A 16,775-nucleotide genomic window follows, 5' to 3' on the forward strand; every position below is an offset into this window, starting at 1 on the left:
AGAGGACAGTTCAGAGCAACGTCCGAAGACTCAGATCAACAGCGTGAACGAACTGATCACTGAACTGAACAGTCCCTGAACCTTCGACCAGCGATCTTCATTGGTGCTGGTTGCCAAGGTATAAAGCCGACCGCGATCGACCACCACTGTGGCCAGCTCATGGCGATCGCGGTCCTCCAGGTGCACGGCATATTCCAGGTCGTAGAAGACATGACCATCGGAATCACGCTCAGTCGCTGCGATCAGCTCGGCATTCCGCCCAGTTCCATCAGGAGCGATCACCTCACGCCGCAGTCGCTCGCCAACAGCCACGGCGCTCCCGAGACTCTCAAGATCATCATCGGGATCAACATCGGAGACCACCAGGCTCACCGTTTCATCACTGTGGATCAGGTCGTGAAACACCACAGCTGGCCCACCGGTCACCGCAACCCGGGTCCAGCCGGTGGGGTAGAGGAAGGCGTAGCGGCCATCGGGACTCTTGAAGGAGTTGAGGCCGGCGCTGGCTCCGCCGCAGGCGCTGAGCATCAGCACACAAAGCAAAACGAGCAGTGACCGGAGCGGTTGACGCAGCAATGAGCCCATTGAGGAACTTGAATTGAAATTGACCGAATGCGCGCCATTCTGCCCGCAGCTTCCCCTGTTTAGATTTTCGCCACTTGCCTCAGTGTTCTGAGCGGATTCACCCGACCCCTTGCTCGTCTGATCGACCAGTTCGAGCGACTGCCGGGGATTGGACCCCGCACCGCGCAGCGACTGGCCCTGCATCTGCTCAGGCAACCGGAAGAGCAGATCCGCAGTTTCGCGGATGCCCTGCTGGCCGCACGCACCCAGGTCGGGCAATGCCAGACCTGCTTTCACCTCAGTGCCGATTCCGTGTGTGAGATCTGCCGTAACGAAGAGCGTTCCAACGGCCAGATCTGCGTGGTTGCTGATTCACGCGATCTGCTTGCGCTCGAACGAACCCGGGAATTCAGCGGCCGTTATCACGTTCTAGGAGGGCTGATCTCTCCCATGGATGGAATTGGGCCCGATCTGCTCCAGATCAGCAGCCTGGTGAAGCGAGTGGCCGCCGATGACGTGGAGGAAGTGATTCTGGCTCTCACCCCCAGCGTGGAAGGAGACACCACAAGCCTCTACGTGGCCAGGTTGCTCAAGCCGTTCACCCGGGTCAGCCGCATTGCCTACGGACTCCCGGTAGGCAGTGAACTTGAGTACGCCGACGATGTGACTCTCAGCCGTGCACTGGAGGGTCGACGCGACCTGGACTGATCTGCGCTGCTGACTGCAGCGAGGCGATCAATCACCGGTATGGAGTCGGCAATCAGGTTCTCTCTTCGTGGAAATGGAGCCACTCTGAAAGCAGACACGTTTGAAGGCGTGCGCAAGACCAGTCGCTTTTCAGCCATCCAGCCGCAGGAGCGGTTGCCCGAGTGGCTGCGTCGCCCCCTGGGAGAGGCCTCTGCCATCGAAAGAGTGCAGGGGCTGGTGAAGTCCAACGCCCTTCACACCATCTGCGAGGAAGGGCGCTGCCCCAACAGGGGTGAGTGTTATGCCGCCGGCACCGCCACGTTCCTGCTTGGGGGATCGATCTGCACGCGCAGCTGCGCGTTCTGCCAGGTGGAGAAAGGTCGCGCGCAGGCCGTCAACCCGCTCGAAGCCGAGAGGGTTGCCGATGCCGTTGAAGCCATGGGGCTGCGATACGTCGTGCTCACAGCCGTGGCGCGCGATGACCTCGATGACCATGGGGCCTGCCTGTTCACCTCTGCCATGGACGCGATCAGGGCAAGGAATCCCCTGATCGCCATCGAAGTGTTGACCCCGGATTTCTGGGGAGGGCACTCCAACCCCAGGGAAGCCATCAGTTCTCAACGTGATCGGCTGGCGACGGTGCTGAATGCAGCGCCGGTGTGCTTCAACCACAACCTCGAAACCGTGCAACGCCTACAACGCGAGGTTCGCAGGGGAGCCACCTACGAGCGATCCCTCGGACTGCTCGCCGCAGCGCGGACACTGGCACCGGAGATTCCCACCAAAAGCGGCTTGATGCTTGGCCTTGGAGAAAGTCGGGATGAAGTGATCGAAACGATGCGCGACCTGCGAGCCGTTGACTGCCAGCGGCTCACCATCGGGCAGTACCTGCGCCCGTCACTGGCCCACATTCCGGTCGCCCGCTACTGGCATCCTGATGAATTCGAAGAGCTGGGATCGGTGGCCCGCGACCTTGGGTTCTCAGTGGTGAGAAGTGGACCTCTGGTGCGCAGCAGCTATCACGCCGCGGACTGACGCCAACGCTCCACGGCACGATCGCGAACCTGCGCGCAGTCTCCAAGCATCAGTGCACCAGCGCCGCCCCACACCATCCGCAAGGGAAGATCCCAGAGTGCTGCCTGCACCTCGCGCATGGGTTCAAACCCTCGCCACCTGAAGTACCGCACGAGGCGTTGATGCTGTTTGTCGTCATCACGAATGGCCAGCAGCCTGGCCTTCCGGCAAGGGGTGACCTCCATCGCCCAGGCCATCGTTGCCGCCCAGATGAGATCACCGCATCCCGCAGGGGCAGCCGGCAGCACGCGCATGGTGTCGAGCTGCAATCCATGGGGCCCGCTGTAGGCCCAGGCCTTCATCTCACCGAGAAGCTGCAGTCGTTCCGACTGCGAACGGGCCACCACAAGCCGCAGACTCCATAGGCCCAGTGGGCGGCCGACCTGAAGCCTCAGCAGCAGATCTCGCTGACGGGCTTCTCTCTCCAGTTGATCCAGCATCAGCTCTCCGCACCTGTCAAGGGACTGGCATCAATCACAGCTTTGATCGGCAAGGGTCCATAGAGGTGCGGGAACAACTCCCCGCTTGGAATTGCATCGGCGCGCAGAGGAGAGGTCAGCTGTGCCGCATCAATGGTGAGCAGGAGCACTGAGTCCGCATCCGCATAGAAGCGCTCATAGGTGCCCGCCACCTGTTCTCGCCAGGACAGATGAATAAATCCCACCTGATCGAGATGCAGACCACGGGTTGAGATGCCGTACTGGCCTGACCGGCTTGCAGCATTCCAGTCTTCAGCCAGCGCCAGATGGAACAAGGGCTGGTCAGCTGGAACGTCAACGGCATCCGCGGGGAACAGGGGCTGAAGCCCTCCGGGATGCCAGGGATCAGCCCTCTGCATCAGGCGCTCAAAATCCGGATGCTGCAGAAAGCGCATCAACCATCGGCGCAGCGGCTCCAAAGCTTCATCAGCATCAAACCCTTCAGGATCAGCGATACGCCACTGACGCACAAACGGCCAGAGCGCACCGTCAGCAAGCGAACAGCGGCCATCCACAAGCCAGCCACCACAGTCACCAATCCGCTCAGACCAACTCCGCAACACGCCCAACCCCTGCTGCTGATGCTCCTGTCTGGACTGCCCCGGATAGCGATCGCTGTATTTGAAGCGATCGAGATGGTGCTTGAAGGTTGTGTCGTTGAGCTCAATCAGCTGCTGGATGCAGTCCTGCGCCTTGCTTGAGCCCTGCCGGCAGAGATCGCGCGGGTCCGCCTGGTTGAGCGCCCAGAACATCACGGCAAGACTTTCATCGATCACCGTGCCGTCAGCGAGAACCAGAACCGGCACTGTTCCTTTCGGAGAAGCCTCGAGCATCGGCGCCGGTTTGTCCTTGAGTGCAATTTCCCTCCAATGCACGATCTGGCCTGCTTGCAGCAGGGCCCAACGGGCGCGCATCGCATAAGGACAGCGACGGAAGCTGTAAAGAACAGGTCTTTCGCTCATCCGTGCTGATCAGGGCTGGATGGCCAGCCGGATGATTGGTTGAGGTGGCCTTGCTGGAGCTGGCTCTGCCGCATCGCGAAGCGTGCCCGGTCGCCATCGGTGAAACGGTCCCTGCATTGCAGACACTGCACTCCGGGGATGTAACTCTCCAATTGCCGCTGCTTCGGCGTCAGCGGCAGACCACAGGCATGGCACAGGCTGTGCTCGCCAGGCTCGAGCTGATGGTTGAGGGCCACGCGTTGATCAAATACGAAACACTCACCCTCCCAGCGGCTTTGCTCTTCAGGCACCTGATCCAGATAGTTGAGAATGCCGCCCTTGAGATGATGAACCTCGGGGAATCCACGCTGTTGCAGAAAGCTGCTGGCCTTCTCACAACGGATTCCACCGGTACAGAACATGGCGATGCGAGCCGGTGAAATGCGCTCAACCAGCGGGCGGAGATGCTGTTCCACCCAGTCAGGGAAACCCCGGAACGTCTCCGTTTCCGGGTCCAGGGAACCGACGAAGCTGCCAACAGCCACCTCGTAGCGATTACGGGTGTCGATGACCAGCGTGTCGGGGTCATCCACCAGCTCATTCCAGTGGTGCGGGTCGACATAGGTGCCCACATTGCGCCGGGGATCCGCACAAGGCTGCCCCAGACTGACGATCTCGCGCTTGCGACGAGCCTTGAAACGACGGAACACCTGGCGGCTACAGCGGCTCCGCTTCACCTGAAGGCGCTCGAAATGGGCATCCCCAAGTGTGATCTTGCTGCGCAGGCACTCCAGGATCATGGTCACTCCCCGGTCGGGGCCGCTGATCGTGCCATTCACACCTTCCGATGCCAGCAACACAGAACCCACAACCTGTTCGCGCGACGCCAGTTCAGGCAGATCTGTCAGCAAGGACCCCAGTTCATCAGGCGCAAGCGAGGTGAAGGCGTAAAAGGCGGCGACAAGGTAATCCCCTGAGACACGTGACACGACCGAATCCTCAGAAACCGTTTTCTGACGGGGAGGTGTACTGGTCATGACAAACGAAATGAGTCTCGAAATTGTTCAGAAGGCCCTTACAGAGCCATCAAGTCTGTGCAGTGCAGGCGTAGCTTGCGGGCAAGTCCACGGCGAGTGAGGACCCTTGGCGGTCAGTTTCGGAAGCTGCCAGAGCTGACGGTTCATAGGCACAGTCTCAGGCTTCGCGGGGACACCCTTTGGCTAACCATCGAGCACGACGGCAATACCAACTTCGCAAAAAGCCTTGGATCAGGATTGACGCTGGGGCTGACGCTTCTGACCTCAATTCCCTTCGGCCACCAAGAGGGCAATCGATCAATCAAAGAAGCCCAGGAAGGCTCGGATCTGCCTGTAGCAAGTGGGCCGCTCGCTACAGACAAATGCCAAGCACTGCAGGAGATCGAAGCCTCAAGCTTTCGGTCAAGGTCACAGCTCAACGCAGCCGGCACCTCGACAAGGGCTGTGGAACCCGGTACCGGTCGAGATCGGAACCGATATCCGCTGCAGGGATGACAAGGAAGGAAGCAGCCGTGAAGCCAACCTCTGCCCGTCCTGGAAGGATCGACTGCTGGCATTGCCGAAGGGCTTGACGGACACCCCTCCCGAGATGTTGAAAGAGGCCTGCTGGAAACCATTCGACCGGACTCCAACGCAGGAAGAGCACTGCTGTCAGCAGAGGACCGCCAACTCTTGGATTTCAGGCAGCTACGACATCACCGCTTTAGGGCTGCCGAAAATGTGAAGCGGATCTTCGGCTGAGAATCCGATCACGAGCCAACGAGCGCACCAACTGGAAACAATGTCGATTTAATCGACAAAAGCCTTAGCCATAACAAGACAATCTGGTACTCAGACCTGCTTTCCCAAGCTATTTCACCTGATCATAAAAAGTAGGGGATTCGTCTTTACCCTGCATTTAATCAACAGAATCAAGACGAACTGGCCTCCATTCGGCTGCAAATATGGCTAAAGCAATAATCAGAATTGAAAAATAGGCACTGAGCGGCAAATGGTCTTTCAAGAAAAAGACTCCTAAGAAAACACCCACAACAGGGACAAGATAGTTAGCAAATCCAGCAAAAGTAGCACCTGCCACGTTAACAAGACGCACGTACAAAACGTAGACAACACCACCAGCCAGAACGCCTTGAGCCAATAAAGCAATCACCGCACTGGTCTGTAAGGGGTGATGCACTAAAGGTTGCCTCATTAGCAGTAAAACTGCACCCAACTCAACAGTTCCGCAGAAAAGGATATTTCTAGCGGTAAGAACAGGAGAGCCGGCCTGAGGCAAACGACGAATCAGCACAAGGCTAACGGCAAAGCTCATAGCAGCAGCAAGGATGGCCAGGCTCCCAAGCGCGCTTCCTGTACCAGTGGATTGGCTGAACTGCGGCCAGAGAAGAACAACAACGCCAATGAAGCCGAGCATGATTCCAATGAATTTGCCTTTGGTAACAGGCTCATCTCTCACAAATATCAAAACCAATACAAGCGTGAATATTGCCACAAGTGACATCAGGATTGCAGCAACAGCACTATTAACATGCTGCTGTCCCCATGCCACTAAAAAGAAAGGTAATGTCGCTTCAAAAAAACCAACAAGAATGATCTGCAGCCAATAGCGTGAGCCAGAGATTCCATTGGTCTTTGAATCTCGTGATCCTGGTGCTAAAGCCATGAAAAAGCTGAGCGTTAAAAATCCAATTGCCGCCCTCAGCCATGCCACAGATTCAGCCGTAAAGACCTGCAATGCAAAGTGGTTAAAAAGAAATTGTGACCCCCAAATCAAGGCGATCAGAAAAAGTAGGGCATAGCGATAGGCCAACCCCTGTTTTTTTTCGCTATGCAATGCCGCCACCACTCATTCGTCGCAATATAGGCGCCAAAAAAAACTTGCTTAAAAACTTAAAGAGGTCACATTCAACTTAATCAAACTCAAAGCGGCATGCGAGCCAAAGCGACCTAAGGCATATTCTTGCGAATAAAAATAGTCAACTTACAAGGAGATTTATCACAAACCAGAGGCGCAAGTTTCTATCCAAAAGTGCGCAAGATACAATCAACAAAGTTACAGAATTTTCTTAATGGCATGTCATCGACTTTTACCATCAAGGATGGACATGGATGGTTAGTTCTCGGACCCGAAGGGTTATTGGCTTGCACCGTTTCACAGGGGTCCAGCAAAGAACGGGGGCAAGAACTAATGCTGTTTGTTGACCAAGGCCGCCAATGCCAGATGGTCCGGCTTCGCTCAAGAAACGCTGGGAGATGCGATACGCGGACGCCGTTGCTCTCTGGGAAGAGCTTCAACGCTGTGGATGGGCTGCGGCCGAACCCGCTTGGGGAGCTGACGTAGAGCCTTGATTGCCACATCCTTGCTGCCAAAGACAGGTACTTCAGCGGATGTTCATGCGGCTACAGCGTAGTTAGAAATAATCCAAGGTCAGAGACCACCGGGAATAGGTCTCAACGGCCTTCAGGGGGGACAGAGAGCCCCCCTTCTTCATGGCAGAGGGCCGATAACATTTTGGCCGTTGATCGCAGCCGCTAGCTGCTGAATTGCAGCGACTAGCGCTTGGCTCGGAGGCTGACTGGAGCGCTCCACGCGGCCACAAGAAACGATGGTCTTTCGGCTTGTGCTGCCGTCATGCCGCTGCTATCGCCTGCTCAGGCTGCTTCTCGAGTGACTGTTCATGCCAGCTGGCCTGAACACCTGCAGCTTCAAGCAGGGCCCGGTCGGCATCCACAGCAGGGTTACCGGTTGTGAGCAAGGTATCGCCGTAAAAAATTGAATCGGCACCGGCCTGAAGGCAGAGGATCTGAGCTTCCCGATTGAGTTCTTCCCGGCCGGCGCTCAGACGCACGCGGCTAAACGGCATCAGAATTCTGGCGACGGCCACCATCCGCACCAGCTCAAGCGGATCAACGGTGGGCAGACCCTCGAGCGGTGTTCCCTCAACAGCCACCAGACCATTGATCGGGACGCTCTCAGGGTGCGGGTCGATGCAGGCCAGGACCCGCAGCATCGAGGCACGGTCCCGAAGCGTTTCACCCATGCCGATGATTCCACCGCAACACAGCGTGACTCCGGCACGACGCACGCGCCGCAGTGTCTCCAGCCTCTCCTCATAGGTTCGGGTGGTGATGATCCGGTCGTAGTGCTCCGGACTGGTGTCGAGGTTGTGGTTGTACGCCGTGAGTCCGGCTTCGGCCAGACGCTCCGCCTGCGTATCCGTCAGCATTCCTGCAGTCACGCAGGCTTCAAGGCCCAGCTCACGAACGCCTCGAACCATCTTCAGCATCGACTCAAAGGCCGGTCCTTCACGGATTTCTCTCCAGGCCCAGCCCATGCAGAAGCGATCCGCACCAGCAGCCGCAGCCGCACGAGCCCGGTCCAGGACAGCCTTCACCTCTAAGTCAGCCTGACCAGCGACATCACTGCTGTGGTACATCGACTGAGAGCAGTAGGCGCAGTCCTCCTCGCAGCCACCGGTCTTGACGCTGAGCAAGGACGCCAGCTGAACCCGGTAACCAGGATTGGCAGCTCGATGCACGCTTTGAGCGCGCCAGAGCAGATCCATCAGCGGAAGGTCAAGAAGGTCTTGAATCTCCTCAAGACTCCAGTCGTGGCGTAGGTCCACCGTGTCCGTCATTGAACCAGCCACCATTGCCGCTGCTCTCAGGATCCCAGAGCGTGGGGCTCGATGGACTGAAGTCCACCAAAACGTCGCTGACGGCCCTGGTAATCCTGCAGAGCGCGCTCGAGAGCCTCAGCGTCGAAATCCGGCCAGAAAAGATCGGTGACATGGATCTCGGCGTAAGCCAGCTGCCAGAGCAGGAAATTACTGATCCGCCGCTCGCCGCTGGTCCTGATCAACAGATCCGGATCACGCTCCCCTGCCGTGAACAATTCAGCTGCCAGTGCATTTTCATCGATCTGCGATGGCTGCAACTCTCCACGAGCCACGCGTTCCGCCAGCCGCTGGCTGGCACGCACCAACTCACGACGACCGCCGTAATTCGTGCAGACATTGAAGTGAATGCCGCTGTTTCCAGAGGTCCGATGCGTGGCTTCAGCGATCAGTGACTGCAGCTTGGCCGGCAGTGCGTCCAAATCTCCGAGGAAGCGGATCCGCACCTGTTCCTGCTCAAGCGCTTGCAGCTCCCGCTGAAGAACGCTTTCAAACAGAGTCATCAGAAAATTCACCTCGTCACCTGGCCGGGACCAGTTCTCGGTGGAGAAGGCATAGGCGGTGAGTGCTTCAACACCCCAGTCGCTACATGACCTGAGGGTGGATTTGAGCGCCTCAACACCGGCCCTGTGTCCCATGACCCGTGGCAGACCTCGAGCTTTCGCCCAGCGACCGTTGCCGTCCATGATCACCGCGATATGACCAGGCATCCTGCGTGGATCCAGTCCCTCAGGACAGCACCGGGGTGCCGCTTGATCAGTACTGACGGCCAGTCTTTGGCTCAAGGCAGTGAATCCTGAGTGCCTGAACTCACGCTACGCGGAGATGGTGATTTCACCGGCGCGGTCGACACAGACGCGGCAATCAACTCGGTGAGCAAATCCTGCAAGCGTGAACTCGTGATCGGGCGTTCCAGACGTCCCTGGTTTGCCAGAGACAAGGTACCGGTCTCTTCGGAAATCACCACGCAGATGCAGCGATCAAACCGCTCAGTGATACCCAGAGCCGCCAGATGACGCGTGCCGTAGCGACTGATGCCCTGCCGTGACAACGGCAGGATCACCCCCGCAGAGATGATGCGGCTGCCCTTGATCACAACGGCACCGTCATGAAGAGGCGTATCGGAAGCGAACAGATTCAGCAGCAGTTCACTGCTCAGCTGGGCATCAATGGTGACCCCAGGATTGAGAAAATCCTCCGGTCTCAGATCACTGCCGAGATCGACAACGATCAAGGCCCCACGACGACTTTTAGACAGGCGACCCGCCGCGTCGGTGAGCTGGGCAACGGTGCTGGCAGTCGCCCTCATTTTGCTCTGGGGATTTCCCAGCAACACAGCAAGACGGCCCGTGCCGAGAAGTTCCATCAACCGACGCAACTCTCCCTGCCAGAGAATGGCCAGCGACAACGAGCAGGCAAGGACCAACGCATCAATGAGCGTTGAGGTCAGCGGCAGATTGAAAAAGCGCTTGACGAACCAGGCCAGCGCGACGAGGAAGAGGTAGCCCCGCAACAGCCAAAGCGTTCTCTGCTCATTGACTCTGGTGAAGAGCAAAAATCCGAGGAGAGAAGCGCAAAGGACGTCCAGAAGAAGGCGCAGTTGCAACACCTCCAACACCTTCGCCTTCGCCCTTTGGTGTCCCTAGTTTACAGAGCGCAACCGTTCAGGCATCAGGTCGTAACGCAGCAGATCTTCAGGCTGCTCTCTGCGCTGAACCAGCTCAGCATCTCCTGCATGCACAAGTACAGCGGCTGGTCTTGGAATGCGGTTGTAATTGGAACTCATCGAAGCGTTGTAAGCACCGGTGGCGAAGACCGCCAGAATCTCGCCACTGCTGCAGGCGGGGAAAGCAAGATCCTTGAGCAGCACATCTCCCGACTCACAGTGCTTACCCGCCAGAGTCACTGTCTCTTCAGCACCTGCCAGTGGACGGTCCGCCAAACATGTGGTGTAGAGAGATTGATACGTGATCGGCCTGGGGTTGTCACTCATGCCTCCATCAACAGACAAATAGGTGCGAATCCCCGGCACCACCTTGCGGGAACCGACGGTATAGACCGTCACACCTGAGGGCGCCACCAACGACCGGCCTGGCTCGCAGAGCAAACGCGGCAACTCAAGACCTCGCTCACTGCAGGCCGCCACGACGGCTTCAGCCACCACTTTCACCCAGGCATCGATCGTCGGTGGATCGTCGCTTTCCACGTAGCGGATTCCCAGTCCTCCTCCGACATTCAGATCCCGGACGGGATGGCCGAGTTCAAGGGCCAGACGCAGCGCATCGGCCATGACAGCGGCCAGGTCGCGATGGGGCTCGAGCTCAAAAATCTGTGAGCCGATATGGGCATGAAGGCCTTCAACCCTCGCCCAGGAACAGCCCTGGAGCCTGCGGAGCACAGGCTCGAGCTGATCAGGGTCAAAGCCAAACTTGCTGTCGAGATGCCCCGTGCGGATGTACTCGTGGGTATGACACTCAATACCGGGCGTGAAGCGAAGCATCAGCCGTACAGGCTGCCCGCCTTCAGGAACAATCCTCTCAAGACAATCCAGGTCGTGCTGGTTGTCCGCCACCACCATCACGTCATGGCCATAAGCCAAGGCCAGCTCTTCGACCGATTTATTATTGCCGTGAAGCACCATCCTCTCGGCAGGCATGCCACCATCAAGGGCGGTCATTAATTCACCCGCCGAGACGGCATCAAGCCCCAAACCCTCCGACGCCACCAGAGCCGTCAGAGCTAATGAGCTGTTGGCCTTCGAGGCATAGATCGCCAGTGATGGCCCAGGATAGTGACGCTTCAGTGCGTCGCAGTAAGCCTGGCAGGCCTGACGAATGCTGGCTTCGTCCAGAACATAAAGAGGCGTGCCATAGCGTTTGGCCAGCTCGCTCAAAACACAGCCCCCGACCGCGAGACGGCCCTGATCGTCAAGTTCTGCTGTGATCGGCGCAAGATTGCGATTCGGACTGTTCAGGTCACACCCTGATTCGTAGGGCTGTGGCATGGAGCGTCGGGTCGGTCGGACAGGCAATGTAAGGAGGCGCGTCGCCCAGGCAGTGCGGTTTTGGTTGGTGAAGTGGCCGTCAACGCACGACGACTGGGTCCCGACGACCTCAGTGCCTGCCTGCGGCTTGATCGCCTTGCCTTGAAGGGGCTCTGGACGAGACAGCAGTGGGAGAGAGAGCTTTCAGAGAACAACCGGCTGGTGATGGGCATCGACACCGAGGATCGAAGCCTGATCGCCCTGGCCTCTGGATGGCTGGTTCTTGATGAACTTCAGATCATGGCTGTGGCGGTGGATCCGATGCATCAACGCCGCGGCTTCGGAGCGAGGGTGCTGCAGTCGATCATCGATCGGGCTTCATGTCTAGGAGCAGTGTCAGCCACCCTTGAAGTGGCAGCAACGAATGCCGCGGGCCGGGCCTTCTACGCCCACAGCGGTTTCTGCCTCACAGGTCGCAGAACCGGTTACTACGCAAACGGCGACGATGCCCTGCTTCAGTCGAGATCAATCGGAAGTGGTAGGGATTTCCGCACTGATCAAACTGAATAAAGGAACACATTTCGGCATTGATTAATACTTTCTGAGGCATCCAACCCGCAACAACACTGGGATGTGCCTTTGGATCATTGATCCACAGCCACCCGTTCAGCCCTGATAGGTTGGATCGAACAGCTGTCGGCCTGAACAATGTTCGAGAGGTTTACCGAGAAGGCCATCAAGGTGATCATGCTTGCCCAGGAAGAGGCAAGACGGCTTGGTCACAATTTCGTGGGAACTGAGCAAATCCTGCTCGGGCTGATCGGTGAGGGAACTGGTGTTGCAGCAAAAGTGCTGAAGTCCATGGGTGTGAACCTCAAGGATGCCCGCGTTGAGGTTGAAAAAATCATTGGCCGCGGCTCTGGTTTCGTCGCCGTAGAAATTCCATTCACACCGCGTGCCAAGCGTGTCCTCGAGCTTTCTCTTGAGGAGGCCCGTCAACTGGGTCACAACTACATCGGCACGGAGCATTTGCTTCTTGGCCTGATCCGTGAAGGAGAGGGTGTTGCAGCGCGCGTTCTTGAAAATCTCGGGGTGGATCTGGCCAAGGTCCGCACCCAGGTGATTCGGATGCTCGGAGAAACCGCTGAAGTTGGAGCTGGAGGCGGTGGTGGTTCTGGTTCCAAAGGTTCCACCAAAACACCCACGCTCGATGAATTCGGCAGCAATCTCACACAGTTGGCCAGTGAGGCCAAGCTCGATCCGGTGGTGGGACGTCACAACGAAATTGATCGTGTCATTCAGATCCTTGGCCGCCGCACCAAGAACAATCCTGTGCTGATCGGTGAGCCGGGTGTTGGCAAAACGGCCATTGCTGAAGGCCTGGCTCAGCGCATCCAACAGGGTGATATTCCCGACATCCTCGAAGACAAGCGTGTTCTCACTCTCGATATCGGTCTTCTGGTTGCCGGGACCAAATACCGAGGTGAATTCGAGGAGCGCCTCAAAAAAATCATGGAGGAAATCAAGGGCGCCGGCAATGTGATTCTTGTGATCGACGAGGTGCACACACTGATTGGCGCGGGTGCCGCAGAGGGTGCCATTGATGCTGCCAACATCCTCAAACCAGCCCTTGCCAGAGGCGAGCTGCAATGCATCGGCGCCACCACACTGGATGAGTACCGGAAGCACATTGAGAGAGATGCGGCTCTGGAACGACGCTTCCAGCCTGTCAATGTCGGTGAACCTTCAATCGAGGACACCATCGAAATTCTGCGTGGACTGCGTGAGCGCTACGAACAGCATCACCGCCTGCGCATCACCGATGAAGCTCTGGAAGCCGCGGCCACCCTCGGCGATCGCTACATCTCCGATCGCTTTCTGCCTGACAAGGCAATCGATCTGATCGATGAGGCGGGCAGCCGCGTGCGGCTGCTGAATTCCAAGCTCCCCCCTGAAGCCAAGGAAGTCGACAAGGAGCTGCGCACAGTTCAGAAAGAGAAAGAAGATGCCGTCCGGGAGCAGGACTTTGCCCGTGCCGGTGAACTGCGAGACAAGGAAGTAGAGCTGCGTGAAAAAATTCGCACACTGCTTCAGAACAGCCGCCAAGACACGTCCAGCGAATCTGCAGAATCCAGCGAAACCTCCGAATCCTCGGCTGAGTCATCAGCGATTGAATCCGATCAGACGTCCTTCCAGGGTGCTGTTGCCGAATCAACCACCCCGGTAGTCAGCGAAGAGGACATTGCCCAGATCGTGGCGTCCTGGACCGGTGTTCCCGTGCAGAAGCTCACCGAAAGTGAGTCCGTCAAGTTGCTCAATATGGAAGAGACGCTTCACAAGCGCCTGATCGGACAGGACGAAGCTGTGAAAGCAGTTTCCAAAGCGATTCGCAGAGCACGTGTTGGTCTCAAGAATCCGAATCGTCCGATTGCCAGCTTCATCTTCTCCGGACCAACAGGTGTAGGCAAAACAGAACTGACGAAAGCCCTGGCTGCGTACTTCTTCGGAAGTGAAGACGCCATGATCCGTCTGGACATGTCGGAATTCATGGAGAGACATACGGTCAGCAAACTGATCGGTTCACCTCCTGGTTATGTGGGCTTCAATGAGGGTGGCCAGCTCACCGAGGCTGTACGACGACGCCCTTACACCGTTGTTCTATTCGACGAGATTGAAAAAGCGCATCCCGATGTGTTCAATCTCCTCCTGCAACTACTTGAAGACGGGCGTCTCACCGATTCCAAAGGTCGCACTGTTGATTTCAAAAACACTCTGATCATCATGACTTCGAACATTGGTTCGAAAGTGATTGAGAAAGGTGGTGGTGGCCTTGGTTTCGAATTCTCTGGTGATGAAAACGCCGAGGAGAATCAGTACAACCGCATCAAATCGCTCGTCAATGAAGAGCTCAAACAGTACTTCCGTCCTGAATTCCTCAATCGTCTTGACGAAATCATTGTGTTCAGGCAACTGAATCGCGAGGAAGTCAAGGAGATCGCAGAAATTATGTTGCGCGAGGTCTTCAACCGCATCGGTGAAAAGGGAATCACTCTGTCTGTTTCCGATGCTTTCAAGGAACGTCTTGTCGAGGAGGGATACAACCCTGCCTACGGAGCCCGTCCCTTGCGTCGGGCGGTGATGCGTCTGCTTGAAGACAGCCTTGCTGAAGAAGTCCTTTCCGGTCGCATCAAAGATGGTGATTCCGCTGAAGTGGACGTGGAAGATGGCAAGGTGGTGGTGAAGCATCTCACCGCTGTACCCAGCGAAACACCTGCTCTCGCTGGTGCCGGTCTCTGACCTGGATGATCCAATCAGCCTCCAGCAAAACCCCAATCTCAGTTCATTCCATCGCTCCTGCCCAGGTCATACGTGGGTCTGGAGCCTGGGATGAGGCTCAGAAGCCAATTTCAAAGCTCTTCCGCAACCCTCTGCTGCTCGGCAGAAGTGAGTCCACGCGGTCAATTCGATCCCGTCTCTGTCGTGAACTCAACAAAAGCGGTCTACGGGTGTTTCAGCAGAATCTCGAACATGATTGCTGTGAACTGGATCTTCAGCGGATTCAGAACGATTTCAGCAGGCAGTCCTGCGATGGAGTGATTGCGGCAGGGGGCGGCAAGGTCCTCGACAGTGGCAAGCTTCTGGCAGACAGGCTTGATGTCCCCTGTGTCACGGTTCCACTGAGTGCCGCAACCTGCGCCGGCTGGACCGCCCTCTCGAATCTTTACAGCCCTGATGGGGCCTTTGAATGTGATCAAGGGCTCAAGCGCTGCCCAGATCTGTTGGTTTTTGATCATGACTTACTGCTGAAGGCCCCTTCACGCACCCTGGCCAGCGGGATCGCCGACGCGCTTGCCAAGTGGTACGAAGCCTCCGTCAGTAGCGGGTCCAGCCGTGACGGGGTCATTCAGCAGGCCGTGCAAATGGCCAGAGTGCTGCGAGACCAGCTGCTGATCGACAGCATCGAGGCCATTCAGGAACCTGGAGGGGAAGCCTGGAGGCGGGTTGTCGACGCCTGTGGACTCACTGCGGGAGTTATTGGTGGTCTCGGTGGAGCTCGCTGTCGAACGGTCGCCGCTCACGCAGTTCATAACGGCCTGACTCAACTGGAAGCGTGTCATTCCGTTCTGCATGGCGAGAAAGTGGGGTTTGGCATCCTTGTGCAGCTGCGACTGGAAGAGCGCCTCGGCGGCAACCGTTTGGCTGCGCAGGCCCATCTCCAGCTGTTGCGTCTCTTACGCGAACTGGGTCTGCCGGTCTGCCTGGATGACCTGGGGCTAGGTCATGCCAGCCTCAATCAACTGCAGCAGGTCTGCCAGTTCGCCTGCAGAGAGGGATCTGATCTGCATCATCTCCCCTTCGAAGTCACTCCAGTTGCCTTGATGGAAGCTCTTGTGGGAGCTGCTGAAACGAGCCCAGTGTTGCCTTGAAAGCACTGTTGAATTCCATCAAAAGCGAACTGCTGGATCCAAAAGCCCGCACTCTGGCTGAGCATCTCGAGTGGTGGGATCTGCCCGAACTCAGCATTGACGCCTCGTTTCCTGTCGCTGTTGTCGGGCAAGGTCCTCCTCTGTTGCTGCTTCATGGCTTCGACAGCAGTTTCCTGGAATATCGCCGTCTGGCCCCGTTGTTGAGCCAACACTTCCAACTGTTTATTCCCGATCTGTTTGGCTTTGGCTTCTCACCGAGACCCCTTGAAGCGATCTATGGGCCCGAAAAGGTGCTGAGTCATCTGGATGCGGTGCTTGAACACCTCCCGAAAGGATCCCAGTGCGGCTTGATCGGAGCGTCCATGGGAGGGGCCGTTGCCGTCGAAATGGCACGACGTCAGCCCCATCGGATCGAGGCAATGATGCTGCTCGCACCGGCAGGACTCACTGGGAGACCGATGCCTGTCCCCCCTGTGTTAGATCGCTTCGGCGCCTGGTTCCTCAGTCGCCCGGGAGTGCGTCGAGGCCTTTGTCGACAGGCCTTTGCCGATCCCGACGCCAACGTCGGTGCCGCGGAAGAGCAGATTGCCTCACTGCATCTGCAGTGCCCGGGATGGGCCGAAGCCCTCGCAGCTTTTGCCCGTAGTGGCGGTTTTGCAGGTTGCGGCACACCGCTTCCCAATCAGCCTCTGCACGTGATCTGGGGAGACAATGACCGGATCCTCAGAGCTCCACAGAAAAAAGCAGCAGCTCTGATTCTCAACGACAGGATTGAACAGTTCGAGGATTGCGGACATCTTCCCCACATCGATCAGCCCGATCGGGTTGCCGAACGCTGTCTCAACTGGTTCCAATCCACCCTTTCCAACAGTCGTCCATCAGACCTCATCGGATGATGGGGCCCTG

At 57.4% G+C, this 16,775-nt stretch carries 17 protein-coding genes; 8 read left to right on the forward strand and 9 right to left on the reverse strand.

The features are described from left to right. Window positions 1–30: 30 nt before the first annotated feature. The gene (psbP, locus tag SIB58_RS09080; RefSeq protein ID WP_066912315.1) at window positions 31–585 is read right to left on the reverse strand and encodes a photosystem II reaction center PsbP; all 555 of its coding nucleotides are present in this window, start codon (window positions 583–585) and stop codon (window positions 31–33) included. A gap of 117 nt (window positions 586–702) precedes the next feature. On the opposite strand from psbP, the gene recR reads away from it, so the two are divergent. Both recR and lipA read left to right on the forward strand, forming a co-directional pair. Next, window positions 703–1,272 (forward strand): recombination mediator RecR, encoded by a 570-nt coding sequence (gene recR, locus SIB58_RS09085; RefSeq protein ID WP_066912278.1) that lies wholly within the window; start codon window positions 703–705, stop codon window positions 1,270–1,272. Window positions 1,273–1,311: 39 nt separating this feature from the next. Further along, window positions 1,312–2,286, forward strand: coding sequence for a lipoyl synthase (gene lipA / locus SIB58_RS09090; RefSeq protein WP_082823257.1), 975 nt, complete (start codon window positions 1,312–1,314; stop codon window positions 2,284–2,286). Here lipA and SIB58_RS09095 read toward each other — a convergent pair. Genes SIB58_RS09095 through SIB58_RS09105 form a run of 3 tightly spaced genes read right to left on the reverse strand, consistent with a single transcriptional unit; the run spans window position 2,271 to window position 4,782 of the window. Then, window positions 2,271–2,765, reverse strand: coding sequence for a hypothetical protein (locus tag SIB58_RS09095; protein WP_066912280.1), 495 nt, complete (start codon window positions 2,763–2,765; stop codon window positions 2,271–2,273). The genes lipA and SIB58_RS09095 overlap by 16 nt on opposite strands. Then, window positions 2,765–3,766: a DUF952 domain-containing protein gene (locus SIB58_RS09100; protein ID WP_067325193.1), complete on the reverse strand. Its 1,002-nt coding sequence runs from the start codon at window positions 3,764–3,766 to the stop codon at window positions 2,765–2,767. Before SIB58_RS09100 ends, SIB58_RS09095 begins: the two co-directional genes overlap by 1 nt. Further along, window positions 3,763–4,782, reverse strand: coding sequence for a rhodanese-related sulfurtransferase (locus tag SIB58_RS09105; RefSeq protein WP_082823256.1), 1,020 nt, complete (start codon window positions 4,780–4,782; stop codon window positions 3,763–3,765). Before SIB58_RS09105 ends, SIB58_RS09100 begins: the two co-directional genes overlap by 4 nt. 340 nt (window positions 4,783–5,122) lie before the next feature. On the opposite strand from SIB58_RS09105, the gene SIB58_RS09110 reads away from it, so the two are divergent. Beyond that, window positions 5,123–5,506: a hypothetical protein gene (locus tag SIB58_RS09110; RefSeq protein WP_067325190.1), complete on the forward strand. Its 384-nt coding sequence runs from the start codon at window positions 5,123–5,125 to the stop codon at window positions 5,504–5,506. 174 nt (window positions 5,507–5,680) lie between these two features. On the opposite strand, the gene SIB58_RS09115 is transcribed toward SIB58_RS09110, so the two are convergent. Further along, entirely contained in the window at window positions 5,681–6,625 is a 945-nt protein-coding gene (locus SIB58_RS09115; RefSeq protein ID WP_231884096.1) for a DMT family transporter, read from the reverse strand. 371 nt (window positions 6,626–6,996) lie between these two features. On the opposite strand from SIB58_RS09115, the gene SIB58_RS09120 reads away from it, so the two are divergent. Then, the gene (locus tag SIB58_RS09120; RefSeq protein WP_156486482.1) at window positions 6,997–7,131 is read left to right on the forward strand and encodes a DUF1651 domain-containing protein; all 135 of its coding nucleotides are present in this window, start codon (window positions 6,997–6,999) and stop codon (window positions 7,129–7,131) included. Between the two features lie 281 nt (window positions 7,132–7,412). On the opposite strand, the gene bioB is transcribed toward SIB58_RS09120, so the two are convergent. Genes bioB through lysA form a run of 4 tightly spaced genes read right to left on the reverse strand, consistent with a single transcriptional unit; the run spans window position 7,413 to window position 11,463 of the window. Next, window positions 7,413–8,420 carry a biotin synthase BioB gene (gene bioB / locus SIB58_RS09125; protein WP_066912327.1) on the reverse strand — a complete coding sequence of 336 codons (1,008 nt, stop codon included), beginning with the start codon at window positions 8,418–8,420 and terminating at the stop codon, window positions 7,413–7,415. A gap of 26 nt (window positions 8,421–8,446) precedes the next feature. Continuing rightward, window positions 8,447–9,244: an isoprenyl transferase gene (locus tag SIB58_RS09130; RefSeq protein ID WP_066912289.1), complete on the reverse strand. Its 798-nt coding sequence runs from the start codon at window positions 9,242–9,244 to the stop codon at window positions 8,447–8,449. Next, a complete protein-coding gene (cdaA, locus tag SIB58_RS09135) occupies window positions 9,241–10,074 on the reverse strand; it encodes a diadenylate cyclase CdaA (protein WP_170953500.1) in 834 nt (277 codons plus the stop codon). Before cdaA ends, SIB58_RS09130 begins: the two co-directional genes overlap by 4 nt. 27 nt (window positions 10,075–10,101) lie before the next feature. Next, entirely contained in the window at window positions 10,102–11,463 is a 1,362-nt protein-coding gene (gene lysA / locus SIB58_RS09140; RefSeq protein ID WP_067325188.1) for a diaminopimelate decarboxylase, read from the reverse strand. Window positions 11,464–11,535: 72 nt separating this feature from the next. Here lysA and SIB58_RS09145 point away from each other — a divergent pair, with 72 nt between their 5' ends. From SIB58_RS09145 to SIB58_RS09160, 4 genes are all read left to right on the forward strand, one after another. Further along, the gene (locus SIB58_RS09145) at window positions 11,536–12,012 is read left to right on the forward strand and encodes a GNAT family N-acetyltransferase (RefSeq protein ID WP_231857210.1); all 477 of its coding nucleotides are present in this window, start codon (window positions 11,536–11,538) and stop codon (window positions 12,010–12,012) included. Window positions 12,013–12,150: 138 nt separating this feature from the next. After that, entirely contained in the window at window positions 12,151–14,739 is a 2,589-nt protein-coding gene (locus SIB58_RS09150) for an ATP-dependent Clp protease ATP-binding subunit (RefSeq protein WP_066912298.1), read from the forward strand. Window positions 14,740–14,744: 5 nt separating this feature from the next. Further along, a complete protein-coding gene (locus SIB58_RS09155; RefSeq protein WP_067325185.1) occupies window positions 14,745–15,869 on the forward strand; it encodes an iron-containing alcohol dehydrogenase family protein in 1,125 nt (374 codons plus the stop codon). Then, window positions 15,866–16,765: an alpha/beta fold hydrolase gene (locus tag SIB58_RS09160; RefSeq protein WP_066912302.1), complete on the forward strand. Its 900-nt coding sequence runs from the start codon at window positions 15,866–15,868 to the stop codon at window positions 16,763–16,765. Before SIB58_RS09155 ends, SIB58_RS09160 begins: the two co-directional genes overlap by 4 nt. The last annotated feature ends 10 nt before the right edge of the window (window positions 16,766–16,775 follow it).

Source organism: Synechococcus sp. MIT S9504, assembly GCF_047497135.1.
GTDB lineage: Bacteria > Cyanobacteriota > Cyanobacteriia > PCC-6307 > Cyanobiaceae > Synechococcus_C.

Coding starts and splice junctions, on each gene's coding strand:
- psbP (WP_066912315.1), bottom strand. CDS start 585: ATGGGCTCATTGCTGCGTCAACCGCTCCGGTCACTGCTCGTTTTGCTT.
- lipA (WP_082823257.1), top strand. CDS start 1,312: ATGGAGTCGGCAATCAGGTTCTCTCTTCGTGGAAATGGAGCCACTCTG.
- SIB58_RS09095 (WP_066912280.1), bottom strand. CDS start 2,765: ATGCTGGATCAACTGGAGAGAGAAGCCCGTCAGCGAGATCTGCTGCTG.
- SIB58_RS09100 (WP_067325193.1), bottom strand. CDS start 3,766: ATGAGCGAAAGACCTGTTCTTTACAGCTTCCGTCGCTGTCCTTATGCG.
- SIB58_RS09105 (WP_082823256.1), bottom strand. CDS start 4,782: ATGACCAGTACACCTCCCCGTCAGAAAACGGTTTCTGAGGATTCGGTC.
- SIB58_RS09120 (WP_156486482.1), top strand. CDS start 6,997: ATGCCAGATGGTCCGGCTTCGCTCAAGAAACGCTGGGAGATGCGATAC.
- bioB (WP_066912327.1), bottom strand. CDS start 8,420: ATGACGGACACGGTGGACCTACGCCACGACTGGAGTCTTGAGGAGATT.
- lysA (WP_067325188.1), bottom strand. CDS start 11,463: ATGCCACAGCCCTACGAATCAGGGTGTGACCTGAACAGTCCGAATCGC.
- SIB58_RS09150 (WP_066912298.1), top strand. CDS start 12,151: ATGTTCGAGAGGTTTACCGAGAAGGCCATCAAGGTGATCATGCTTGCC.
- SIB58_RS09155 (WP_067325185.1), top strand. CDS start 14,745: ATGATCCAATCAGCCTCCAGCAAAACCCCAATCTCAGTTCATTCCATC.